The sequence below is a fragment of the Photobacterium sanctipauli genome (assembly GCF_003026495.1).
Lineage (GTDB): Bacteria > Pseudomonadota > Gammaproteobacteria > Enterobacterales > Vibrionaceae > Photobacterium > Photobacterium sanctipauli.
Genome location: NZ_PYMA01000001.1, coordinates 397690 through 410767, shown reverse-complemented (window position 1 = coordinate 410767; position 13078 = coordinate 397690). Strand labels below are relative to the sequence as shown.

The following is a 13078-nucleotide window of genomic DNA, read 5'->3' as shown; positions in this document are numbered from 1 at the left end:
ATCAAAACTTGTTGCGCATTAGAAGATAAAGGAAGTAGCTGCCACCAACAAAGTTGATGATGACGCTGATGGTGGTATCGAAAGTAAATACTTTTTCAATCAACCACTGGCCGCCAACCAGTAGTACAATCGACATAGTGCTGGCCGCTAGCATCAGGAAGCGGTGGTGGTAACTGCGAAATAGCTGGCGAGTCAGGCTAACCACAATCAAGCCAAAGAATAAAACAGGACCAACCAAGGCGGTTGAAATCGAAACCATCACGGTGATCACCATCATCACCTGCATCGTGACTTTGTGGGTGTCCACGCCCAAGCTCTTGGCATTGTCGGTACCCAGCCAGAATACATCGAGCTTGTTCGATAGGGTGTATAAGTAAGCCAGGCAAATAGCCAGCGGGATCATAGACCAGTACACCAACTCGCCGTTGACGTTGTTGAAGCTGGCAAACATGGTGTTTTGCAAGTTGGCGAATTCGTTCGGATCCAAAATCATGGTGAAGAAGTTGGACACGCTGCTAAACAGGCTGCCGCAAACAATACCTATTAGCAGCAGGGTAAAGACGTTGCTATTGGCTCGGCGGAAGTAGAGCGAGAACAGCAGCATTGCGAAGCCGCTCATGGCCACGGTTGTCAGTACGAAGTTGATTTTCGGATCGGAGAACCACACGCTCATACTGCCAAACATCACCACGATAATGACTTGAATCATCACGTAGAGCGAGTCAAAGCCAAGGATCGACGGGGTCAGGATCCGGTTGTTGGTAATGGTTTGGAATACCAGTGACGAGGTTGAGATTGCGATGGCGGCCAGCACAATCGCCATGACCTTAGGCAGTCGCAGTGATAGGAAGAACTGGTAGTTTTGGGCATTCAAGCCCTGACCAATGAAGTAGCCAGTAATGAGCAACCCCAGTACGGCAAGCAGGGAAACTTTAATACTGTCACGCATTGGATTTATCCTTCAGAACAAGGGCGATAAACACAGCCCCACCGAAGATACTAATGATCATCGAGATAGGCATTTCATAAGGGAAGATAATTAGGCGGCCAAGAATATCGCATCCCAATACCATCACCACGCCCCAATAAGCTGTCCATGGCAGGTTACGACGCATGTTATCGCCCATGAAGATAGCGACAAGGTTAGGCACGATTAACCCAAGGAACGGGATAACACCGACAATCATCACCACGGTCGAAGATAGGATGGCGACGATCAGCACACCAATAAACACGATTTTCTGGAAGTCTAAACCAATGTTTTTGGCGAAGCTCTCACCAACACTCGCCGCGCTGAATTGGCTGGCGTAGTAGTAGGCAACCATGCAAGCCGGTAAGGCAAGGTAGAGGAATTCGTAGTTGCCTTGGAGTACCGAGGCAAAGTTGGCCACCGTCCAGGCCGACATGGTTTGAACCAAATCGTAGCGGTAAGCTATAAAAGTAGTCATCGCCGAGATGACGTTACCATACATAATACCGATCAGTGGCACCAACACGGCATTCTTGAACTGCAATCGTTGCAGGAATTGCACAAATAGCAGCGTACCAACCAATGCAAAGATGAGGATGACCCCTAAGCTGATCCAGCGGTTGGCACCGGCAAAGAACACGATCCCCAAGACATAACCCAGCATGGCGCAGTCAATGGTGCCTGTGGTTGATGGTGAGGCAAAGCGGTTCTGACAGACTTGCTGCATGATCAAGCCGGCGACACTGAGCCCGGCACCGGCTAAGCAGATCGCAAGCAAACGGGGTAGGCGGCTACCGAAAAGGATAGAAAGAGTGTGTTCGTCACCAGCAAGTAGGCTGTGCAGGTTGACGTTAGCTACGCCAATGAAAAGCGAGATAGCGGCTACCGGAAGTAGGGCGATGATGGCCCAGAATAATTTTTTATTACGCATTATTCATCATGGATATAGAGAGAAGCCCGGCAAATGCCGGGCTGGTATTGGTTATTGCGTTGAAGTGGCTGCCTTGCGGGCATCTTCAATCATGATTTCTGTCGCGTTAGCCCCGGCAATGGTGAGGTACCAAGCACTTGGGTTTAGGAAGACAATGCGATTGTTCTTGTACGCGGGCGTGCTCTTGATAAGCGGGTTATCAAATAGCTGTTGTGCTTTCCCTGAGCTTTGGCCGATAGCACTTTCGCGATCAAGGATGAATAGTACGTCCGGCGCGGCATCAGCGATGAACTCGAATGAGATCAGGTTGCCGTGCGGGTTTTGGGTATCAGACGTACGTGCTGGTTCAAAGCCAAGCTCGTCAAACAATACTGAGAAACGACTCACTTCACCGAACATTGAAATGTTGTTACCGCTGTTCATCACAGCCAGTGTTTTCAGACCTTCAGCCTGAACCATTTCACGCACCTCGGCAAATTCGGCTTCGGTTTCTTGGATTAGGTTTTCGGCTTCCGCTTCTTTGTCGAAGATCTTACCTAGCATGCGCCAGTTTTTCTTGGTGTCTTCCCAGTAGCTACCGTTTTCAACAACGTGCATGACGGTCGGTGCAATAGACGATAACGTCGGGTAGGCGTCGACCATACGGCTTTCGGCAATAATCACATCAGGCTGAAGCGTGAAGATTTGCTCGAAGTTTGCTTCTTTCATGCTGCCAATAGAAGTGGCTTTCTCGCTGTAGTCCGCAAGGTATTCCGGCAGCATTGTGGTAACAGTACCAACAGGTTCAATCCCCAAACGGTTTAAGGTATCTAGGCTGCCATGGCCGCCGACAACCACCACGCGCTGCGGTGTTTGCTCGAAGGTTGCAGTACCAAGAGGATGTTCAACAGTAATTGTGTCTGCCATTGCAGGGGCATTAAACGCCAAAGCACCCATGATCAGTGCTGATTTTAGAGCCGTGGTGAAGCGTGTCATAACTAACCTTGTCTGTTTTGAAGCTGATTAAAAGCTAATAAGTGCAATCTAATCACAAATGAGAATTATTTTTATTGATGTTACTCATGAATAGGGCCGAAAATATATGTAAATTTACAATCTTTACAATAAATCCCTTGGTTAAAGTAAGGTTTAGTATTGCTTTGCTTTGCTTTGCTTTGCTTTGCTTTGCTTTGCTTTGCTTTTATTGAAGTGATCTTCAATCTCAACACTCTGTACCTTGAAGTAAATTGGCTATATATGGCATCGGAGGTATATGACATTGCTCACAATCGAGATCGAGTGATACAAAAATATAGTTATTGGTTTTTTTTTGCTATTTAAGAAATATTCGACATTCTCTAAATTTAACTCATTACTTCAGTACCAAAGAGTTAAATAATGATCACCGAATTAACCAACGTAAATTTAATTAAAGGCAATCTTCAAGCTAACAATAAAAAAGAAGTCTTTGAAGAGCTTTCTAATATGCTATTTGAAAATAATAGAATTAATAGTAAAGAGGCATTCTTAACGGACATTGAAGCGCGTGAATCACTCAGCGTGACTTCTATGGATGGCATTGCTTACCCCCATTCTAAAAGCAAAGCGGTGGTTGAACCTGCAATCGCCGTTGGCGTTAAGCGCGAAGGTATTGAGTATGGCGATGAGGAAGGCATTGAACCCACAGTGTTTTTCATGATTGCCTCACCGGATAACGGCGCTGACCATCATATTTATGTTCTTCAAGAGTTATTCGGGAAGTTTAGCGAAGAATTCATCGGAGATATCCACAACGCAAAAGACGAGCATCAAATACTAAATGTTTTAATTAATTCTTAAGGCGTGAAACATGACTACAATTACAGCTCAAGCAAATAATAATAGCGATTATAAAAAAATCTTAAGTACCATGAAAGGCCACCTTTTATTTGGTACTTCCCATATGTTGCCATTTATTGTTGCCGGTGGTGTATTACTTGCCCTCGCGGTAATGGCCTCCGGTAAAGGTGCGGTGCCTGCTGATGGCTTATTAGCTGACATTTCGAATATCGGAATTAAAGGCTTGGTGTTATTCCCTATTATTTTAGGTGGTTTTATCGGTTACTCCATTGCCGATAAACCAGCATTGGCTCCTGCGATGATTGCTTCTGGCATCATGGCTGATATGGGAGGCGGTTTCCTCGGTTGTATCGTGGCGGGTTTCATTGCGGGTGGCGTGGTACTTCAACTGAAGAAGATCCCGCTATCGGCTAACTTGACCGCATTGGGTGCTTACTTCATTTACCCGCTTATCGGTACGCTGATCTCAGCAGGTATTGTGCTATGGGGTATTGGTGAGCCGATTAAGCTTTTCATGGCATCAATGAATGAGTTTTTGGCTTCAATGGCCGGTGCTTCGAAAGTGGTGTTGGGTACGATTCTTGGTGGTATGACAGCATTTGACATGGGTGGCCCTATCAACAAAGTGGCGACCTTGTTTGCTCAAACACAAGTGGACACCCAGCCTTGGCTAATGGGTGGTGTGGGTATTGCAATCTGTACTCCACCGCTGGGTATGGCACTGGCGACCTTCCTATTTAAGAAGAAGTTCACCAAGCAAGAGCAAGAAGCAGGTAAAGCCGCTGCAATCATGGGCTCAATTGGTATCTCTGAAGGCGCGATCCCGTTTGCTGCCAACGACCCGCTGCGTGTTCTACCTTCGATTGTGGTTGGTGGTATCGTTGGTTGTGTGTTTGGCTTCCTAACAGATGTATTACTACATGCACCATGGGGTGGCCTGATCACTGCGCCAGTATCGAGCAACATTCCTATGTACGTTGTTGGCATCGCACTAGGCTCGATCACCACAGCACTGATTGTCGGTTTCTGGAAGCCAGTTGCAGAAGAAACGGAAGATGACATGGTAGACGCTGAACCTGTTCAAGCACAGGTTGCACCAGCAGCTGGCGAAGGCGAGTACGACATTGTTGCTGTAACTTGCTGCCCATCAGGCGTTGCACACACTTTCATGGCAGCAAAAGCACTGGAAAAAGCAGGCGCCGCGGCTGGCATCAAAATCAAAGTTGAAACCCAAGGCCAAAACGGTATTCAGAACCGTATCACCGACCTGGATGTTGCCAATGCGAAGCTGGTTATTTTGGCCCACGATATCCAAGTGAAAGACGCTCACCGTTTTGCTAACGCAAAGGTGGTTGAGTGTTCAACCAAAGAAGCGATGCGCAAGGCCGCAACCTTGATTAACGCTTAAATCCGAACCCTTAAATAAATGCTCCTCCCTTAAGAGCCCTTCCCCCTAAGGGCTCTATTTCCCTACAAAAAATAACGACAAAACGGTATGCAAATGTATAAACGCAACTTCCTCTCTTTGGCTATCTTGGTTGGTCTTTCTGGTGGTTTAGTCGGCTGCAATAGTGACGATGATTCGTCAGGTAAAGGGTCTGGCGATCCGGTGGTGGATCTCGCTGTGCTGGAATATGTCGACCCGATGATCGGTACCGCTGCTTCAGGCCATACATTCCCTGGGGCAACAGTACCCGCAGGTATGGTTCAGCTATCGCCGGATACGTTTATTGGCTCTGGTACCGATCACGAGTCTGGCCTGAACCCTTGGCACTCGGCATCTGGCTATTGGGATTCCTCGAATTATGAAACAGGCGAGGTGGTTGATACAGATGTGCCGCTTTATGGTTTTTCTCATACCCACCTATCAGGCACCGGCGCGACCGATTTAGGCGATGTGCTGGTGTTGCCATACTCGGATTTAGCGAACAAGCAGTTGAATACCTTCGATAAAGCCAACGAAGAAGCCAGTGCGGGCTACTACCGAACCAAACTAAACCAAGGTCAAATCGAGGTTGAGCTTAGCGCAACCAAGCGCGTTGGCTTACATCGATACGTTTTTGCTGAGGGTGCCGAGCGAAATGTGAAGTTCGATTTAGGCCACACCCTAATGAACAACAACGGTGAGTCACTAAATAACAAACTCGAGGTGGTGGATGACTACACCATTCGTGGCAGCAAGAAATCCACTGGCTGGTTCCAAGGCCAAGATCACCAAGGTCACGATATCTTCTTCTATGCCAAATTCAGCCAGCCAATCGCCAAGGCTATGCTGGGTGAAGACGGTAGCCTACCTAATTTGGACATGGAGCCGAAGTCGGTTTATGAAGGGAATGATCTCACCGCCTACCTAAGCTTTGGCGCGGGTGAAGAGGCCATTGAAATCCGTGTCGGCATTTCGCCTGTGAACTGGCAAGGGGCGCAGAAAAACTTAGAAGCTGAAGCCCCAAGTTTTGAGCTGGAAAAAGTAAAAGAGGCTGCCGAGTATGCGTGGGCTGAGAAGCTGGCGAAAATCCAGGTTGAAGGGGGAAGTGACGCCGAGAAAACCAACTTCTACACTGGCATGTACCATATGATGATTGCGCCAATCGAGTTCTATGATGTCGATGGCCAGTATGTGGATATGCTTGGCGCTACACGCAGGCTAGAGGAAGGCGATGTCCCTAACTACTCGATTTACTCAACCTGGGATACCTTCCGTGCGGTTCACCCGATGTGGACCATTATCGACCCTGATCAAGCCACATTGTATGCGAAAGATTTGATCCGTAAATCGAATGATGAATTTGGCTTGTTACCGAAGTGGGAAGGCCACGGTTCAGAAACGGGCACCATGATCGGTTACCCATCCGCCGCGATTTTGGGCGATGCTGTCACCAAAGGTTTGATTGATGCGGAAACTGCGTACAAGGCATCGGTGAAGTCTGCTCGCTATACCCCGCATGAATACCCGCAAATTCATGATGACATTCTCAGCTCGCTAATGGCGGGTCAATTGAGCTATCACGAAAGTGAAAAATGTGTTCGTTATCCGAACTGGAACTCAGTGTCTTACTCGCTGGAGTTTTCATTCTACGATTGGACTATCGCCGAAATGGCCAAAGCCGCAGGCGATATGGACGGCTACGAAGAGTTTAAAGCACGCTCCTACAACTCGCTTAACCACTGGGATGCTGATGCAGGTAATGCGGATGGTACCGGCTTCTTTGTACCTACCGAGCTGAAAGAGGATGGCGTTGATCCATGTGAGCTGAAATACGCGTCGGCTGATTTCGACCCTTATCAGTCCGATGCTTACTACTACACCGAAGGCAACGCGTGGCAGTGGCAGTGGGCATTTATGCAAGATTTGGACAAGCTCACGGAAATCATGGGGGGAACCCAAGGGTTAAACGACAAGCTAAACAACTTGTTTAATGCCGATCCTGAGGGGGGTGAAGCCCACCAAGATATGACAGGCTACATCGGCCAGTATATCCACGGCAACGAGCCATCACACCATGTGATTTACCTGTACAACCGCACCGAAGAATCTTACAAGGCGCAGGAATACCTCGATCAGGTTTACGACCAGTTCTACAAGCCTACGCCTGACGGCATTATCGGTAACGAGGATGTGGGGCAGATGTCTGCCTGGTACTTGATGTCTGCGCTGGGCTTCTACCAAATCTCGCCGACCGACCCTACCTACAGTATCGGTCGCCCAATCTTTGATAAGGCAACGGTAGATATTGGTTCCGGCTCATTTACGGTGACTGCTGAAAATAATGGCCCAGACAATATGTACATCAAAGAGGTCACCATCAATGGTAAGCCTTTGGATGTGTACAACACCTTCCAGCACAGTGAATTTAAAGCGGGTGGTGAACTGCATTTTGTCATGACTGCAAACAAGTTCGAGGCGATGCAAGCCAACTTAGCCAAGTAACTTCATTTTTTAGGGGACCTCGTGTCCCCTTTTTTTACGTGTATAAACCAATCGTGGATAAAATAATGAAACTAAAAAGAACACTTCTTTCTACGGCAGTGCTTTCCGTCCTGCTTGGTCTTGTTGGCTGCAACAGCGATTCAAACTCGGAAACGCCTTTCACCTCGACGCCTATTTTGGAATACGTTGACACCCTTATTGGTACACAGGGGTTAGGTAACGTTAATCCGTCACCGGTTATGCCTGAAGGCATGATCCAGCCGTCGCCTGATAACTTTGACCCTACGGGGTGGGAAGGGAAGGGCTCGCCGGTTGAGTATGATCCCGTGCATAGCTTGATCTCTGGTTTTTCCATGACGCATATTTCCGGTGCGGGTAAGGGCGACTTAAATGATTTTGCTTTTTTGCCTTACACCGGTTTCAACACGGATCCCGTCACCATGGATAAGACTGCCGAAGTAGCTGAAGTGGGCTATTACGCGGTGGACTTAATGGAAACGGGCGTCAAGGTTGAGTTATCGACCACCGATCGCGTGGCATTTCAACGCTACACCTTTAAGCCGGGTGAAGACCGCAAAGTACGTATCGATCTCCAGCACGAGCTGCTTGAGCAATATGGCAACCACTCACGCAGTATCTACTACAAGCGAGTTAATGACACGACGGTTGTGGGTGCGCGAACATCCAATGAGTGGGGGCAATGGCAGACCGTTTTCTTCGCCGCAGAATTTTCTGAGCCAATTGTCGAAGAGAACCTGTATTCAAAGCTCGCTTCAGAAAGCAACTTGAGTCCAACCGATGCGACCGAAGTTGGCCTGGAGGACTACCGGGGTTATGCCGAGCATGAGTCAATGCCGGGTGAACCAGAGCCGGATCCAGAGCGTTTGGCTCGACGTGTCAACGACGTGATGACCCACTTGAACTTTGGCAAGAATGACGAACCACTTGTTGTCAAAGTGGCGGTGTCTGGTACGGGTGTTGACGGCGCATTAAAGAACTTACAGGCAGATGCTAACGGTTGGGATTTCGATGATGTGGTGGAGCAAAACCGCATGTCGTGGCAAAACCTACTGGGTGAGTTCGAGCTGGAGGGGGGAAATGCAGCGGATAAAACCATGTTCTATACCTCGCTATACCGCACCTTCATCGCGCCATTCTTGTACCAAGATGTCGATGGCAAATACCGTGGCATGGATGGCAAGGTGCATCAGGCCGAAGACGGCTTAGTTAACTATTCTGTGTACTCGATGTGGGATACCTTCCGCGCTGCCCACCCACTGAAAACCATCATCGACAAAGACCGTGCCATCGAGCATGCCCGCGACTTGCTAAATAAATACCGAACCGGCGGTGTGTTACCGAAATGGGAGCTGCACTCAGACTATACCGGGGAAATGGTAGGCCATCCTGCGGTGTCTGTGATTGCCGATATTATGGTGAAACACCCAGATGCCTTTACCACCGACGAGTTTGACTTGGCGCTCCAAGCGGCGGAAGAAACGGTGAACTTTGACCTCGCCAAAACCGAAAGTTGGGTGCCGTACCAAGACGCGTGGAATGGTGACAAGCGCTTTACGGTAATGACGCGCCATAACGACTACCAAGAAGACATCGGTTTCATTCCAGCAAATACCAAATGGGCACCAGACGCAGGTGACAAGCCGGGCTATGTTGAAGGCTTGAGAGTGGATAAATACGATGAGCTAGTGAGCGAGTCGGTTTCTTATGGTTTGGAAAATGCCTACTACGACTGGTGTATTGCGCAAATAGCCAAACTGGCTGGTAACGATCAGCAGTACCAACGTTACATGGCTCGCTCTGAGTCGTTCAAAAACTACTTTGATTACAACCCAACTCAATACGGCAAATTGCAAGATCCCAACGGTAACGCATTGGGTGTGACAGGCTTTATGCGCCCAGCTTACATGAACAGTGGTAACAAAGTTTGGGCGAACAACCTCAAAGCGGAATGCTTGGATGAGAATATGGCGTTGTCGATTCCCGATGGTATGGACTACGACGCGTGTAAAGATCGTTCTGCGCTCACTGAAAGCGATGTATTTTGGCCATACCGCGCCGAGCACCGTGGCGAAGACTTTACCGAGGGCAATACATGGCAATGGACATGGTTCGCGCCCCATAGCTTGAATGGCCTCGCCAATGTGATGGCGGGCGAATTCATTGAACGGACGGACTTCTCACTGCCTGAAAGCGTGACTGAACAGGGCAAAGCCGCATTCCTGACCAACCTGAACGCATTGTTTAATGCCGATCCTAATGCAGACACCAGCCAATCCCATGACATGTCGGGCTACATAGGCCAGTTTGTGATGGGTAACGAGCCGGATCACCACGTCCCTTACCTATACAACTGGACGGCAGAGCCTTGGAAGACCCAAGAAGTGGTCGACCAAGCCATGAACGAGTTCTACCACCCAACGCTTGAAGGCCTGATCGGTAACGAAGATGTCGGCCAAATGTCGGCTTGGTATGTGATGTCTGCACTGGGTTTCTATCAAGTCACGCCGGGGGATGCCACCTATACCATTGGCCGTCCTCTGTTCGACAAAGCTGTGATCCCTGTTGATGGCGGCAAATTCACCATTACATCGCAAAACAACAGTGAAGAGAGCATTTACGTTAAGTCAGTGACTATCAACGGCCAGGCGCTGGGGGACAATTTCAGCTTTGCCCACAGTGATCTAAAAGACGGTGGTGAACTGCACTTCGTGATGACGTCCGATAAATCTGAAGCGATGCAAGCGCAGTAGTCCACGCGCAATAAACCATGCGCAGTAAGCTATGCACAGCAGTTCACGCCCAGTAACTCGCTCGCAGTAAATCATGCTCTCCAAAATAACAAAAAGGGGGACACCCTCGTCCCCTTTATTTCTACAGAAACGTCAACGCTATGGAACAGTAATATGAAACTAAAAAGAACCCTTATCTCTACCGCTATTGTTGCGGTCATGTTTGGGCTTGTTGGCTGTAATAATGACAGCGACAGCAAGTCTGGAACACCACCCTTAGAAACGTCTCTAACCCAATACGTCAATCCGTTCATTGGTACTGGCGCCGATGGTCATACTTTTCCTGGCGCCGTCGTGCCCTATGGTTTGGTGCAATTGTCACCCGATACAGAAATGGAAGGCTGGGGATCGGCGGCAGGTTATTTTGATCATGGTAAGTTGACCGAAATTCCCGTGTACGGTTTTTCCCATACCCACCTTTCCGGAACAGGTATTACTGATCTTGGCGATATCTTAGTGCTGCCGTTCACTGAGAAAGAAAGCGCGGTCTTTAATACCTTTGATAAAGAGAATGAAACGGCTGAAGCCGGCTATTACGCAGTGGAGCTAAACAAGGGGGAAATAAAAGCCGAGCTTACCACCTCATCGCGGGTTGGCTTTCATCGATACACTTTCAAAGAAGGCACTAAACCACAGATCAAATTTGACTTAGACCACACCCTTAACAAGGGGCACTTTGATAACCGTACCATGAAGGGCGATCTTGAGTTTATCGACGCCTACACGATTCGTGGTTTACGCAGCTCAAATGGTTGGGCGAATAACCAGCATGTTTACTTCTATGCCAAGTTTAACCAGCCTATCGTAAAAGCGGTCGCGTTGGTCGATGGTGTTGAAACTGAGGTTGATGTAGAAAACGACAACATTGATGCCACCAAAACCATCGCTTACCTAGAGTTTGACCCATCAGCGTCACCACTTGAAATCCAAGTCGGCCTATCACCTACCGGCACGGAAGGCGCACAGAAAAACCTAGAAGCCGAAGCGCAAGACATATCGTTTGATACGGCGCGTGCCAACGCCAACGAAGCGTGGCATCAAGAGCTAAGTCGAATGATCGTTTCGGGGGGTACAGAAGATCAGAAAGAAATCTTCTACACCGCGCTTTATCATGCCTCCATCGCCCCGATGATTTTCCAAGATGTTGATGGGCAATACCCTGCAATGCGAACCCGCATTCAAAAAGATGCAGAAGAGACACCTAACTATTCGGTGTACTCAATGTGGGATACCTTCCGTGCGGCGCACCCCCTGAAAACAATCATTGACCCAGTGCGTGCAGAAGAGTTTGCCAATGACCTGATCCGTAAATATCAGGACGGCGGTATCTTGCCTAAATGGGAGCTACACAGTCATTACACCGGAACAATGATAGGTTTCCCAGCCGTGTCTATTATTGCGGATGCAATGGCAAAAGGCTTGGATGTTGATCCACAACTTGCGAAAGAGGCGGCTGAGTTTACTGTCCGTTACCATGAACCATCCGAGTTCCCGGATTGGACAGAAGACAACAATATTGGCGCGGCAAGTGTCGTACAGGTGCAAGTGTACGAGGAAAACGGCTTTGTTCACCATGGCTACTGGAACAGCGCATCATATACCCTTGAGTTTGCCTACGGCGACTGGGCAATGTCAGAAATCGCGCGCATGGCAGGTGATGTGAAGCTGCAAGAAGAATTCCTTACTCGTGCTGACAACTGGCTCAATCATTGGGATGCAAAAACGGGCTTTTTACGCCCTAAGAACCACCCAGAGAGTACATCGCCGAATAAGCCTCCGTTGGAGTTCAACCAACCGGTTGATGAAGAGCGATTGGATGAGTGTGTGATGGTGGAATACCCAGAAGGTTCTGGTGAGATGAAACCGCAATGTCCGCTATTGCCTTTCGACCCTTACTACGTGGACGAGTTTGCCTATACGGAAGGTAACGCGTGGCAGTGGAAGTTCCAGCCAATGCACGACTACAACCGCTTGAAAGAAGAGATCTACCAAGCGGATTTAGCAAAAGGCAAAGACACTACGCCAGAGATAGCGTTCCGAGAAGACTTGGATGAGTTATTCAACGCAGATTCATCGAATACGGGTGAAGAACTGCCTGATCTAACCGGCTACATCGGCCAATACATGCATGGGAACGAACCATCGCATCATATTCCTTACCTGTATGCATTAACGGATGAACCATGGAAAACACAAGAGTACCTCGACCGAATCATGTCTGAAATGTATACCACCGAGCCTACCGGTTTGATTGGTAACGAAGATGTGGGGCAGATGAGTGCTTGGTACCTAATGTCGGCAATGGGTTTCTATCAAGTAACACCAGCGGATCCGATTTACACTATCGGTCGTCCTATCTTTGATGAAATTACTATCCCTGTCGAAGGTGGTGAGTTCAAGATCATTGCAGATAACAACAGCCCACATAATAAGTATGTGAAATCAGTGACCATCAATGATCAGCCACTAGATAAGAACTTCACCTTTAAGCACAGCGAAATTATGGCTGGCGGCGTTCTGCGCTTTGTAATGACAGGCGATAAACAGGAAGCACTACAAGCTCAGTAAATATGAACTGAAGTATTCAGGAATCAGTGCAGATGGGGGAGCGTTTGCTCCCT

The 13078-nt window shown here is 48.4% G+C and carries 8 protein-coding genes; 5 read left to right on the top strand and 3 right to left on the bottom strand.

Translation table 11 applies throughout. The annotated features are described in order from the left end of the window. Nucleotide 1 precedes the first annotated feature (1 nt). The 3 genes from C9I98_RS01795 to C9I98_RS01785 are packed head-to-tail and all read right to left on the bottom strand — an operon-like array spanning nt 2 to nt 2876. Nucleotides 2-949, bottom strand: coding sequence for an iron chelate uptake ABC transporter family permease subunit (locus C9I98_RS01795; RefSeq protein WP_036824323.1), 948 nt, complete (start codon nt 947-949; stop codon nt 2-4). Beyond that, on the bottom strand, nt 942-1901 hold the full coding sequence (locus C9I98_RS01790) for an ABC transporter permease (RefSeq protein WP_107271493.1): 960 nt from the start codon (nt 1899-1901) through the stop codon (nt 942-944). The genes C9I98_RS01795 and C9I98_RS01790 overlap by 8 nt, the downstream gene beginning before the upstream one ends. A gap of 51 nt (nt 1902-1952) precedes the next feature. Then, nucleotides 1953-2876: a siderophore ABC transporter substrate-binding protein gene (locus tag C9I98_RS01785; protein WP_081878981.1), complete on the bottom strand. Its 924-nt coding sequence runs from the start codon at nt 2874-2876 to the stop codon at nt 1953-1955. A 402-nt stretch (nt 2877-3278) separates the two neighbouring features. On the opposite strand from C9I98_RS01785, the gene C9I98_RS01780 reads away from it, so the two are divergent. The 5 genes from C9I98_RS01780 to C9I98_RS01760 all read left to right on the top strand — a co-directional run bounded on the left by C9I98_RS01780 (nt 3279) and on the right by C9I98_RS01760 (nt 13025). After that, the gene (locus C9I98_RS01780; RefSeq protein ID WP_107271492.1) at nt 3279-3719 is read left to right on the top strand and encodes a PTS sugar transporter subunit IIA; all 441 of its coding nucleotides are present in this window, start codon (nt 3279-3281) and stop codon (nt 3717-3719) included. 10 nt (nt 3720-3729) lie between these two features. Next, a complete protein-coding gene (locus tag C9I98_RS01775; RefSeq protein WP_107271491.1) occupies nt 3730-5127 on the top strand; it encodes a PTS fructose transporter subunit IIBC in 1398 nt (465 codons plus the stop codon). A 93-nt stretch (nt 5128-5220) separates the two neighbouring features. Next, nucleotides 5221-7647 (top strand): GH92 family glycosyl hydrolase, encoded by a 2427-nt coding sequence (locus tag C9I98_RS01770; protein WP_036822384.1) that lies wholly within the window; start codon nt 5221-5223, stop codon nt 7645-7647. 65 nt (nt 7648-7712) lie between these two features. Continuing rightward, a complete protein-coding gene (locus tag C9I98_RS01765) occupies nt 7713-10418 on the top strand; it encodes a GH92 family glycosyl hydrolase (RefSeq protein ID WP_107271490.1) in 2706 nt (901 codons plus the stop codon). A gap of 153 nt (nt 10419-10571) precedes the next feature. Next, nucleotides 10572-13025: a GH92 family glycosyl hydrolase gene (locus C9I98_RS01760; protein WP_036831592.1), complete on the top strand. Its 2454-nt coding sequence runs from the start codon at nt 10572-10574 to the stop codon at nt 13023-13025. Nucleotides 13026-13078: the final 53 nt, after the last annotated feature.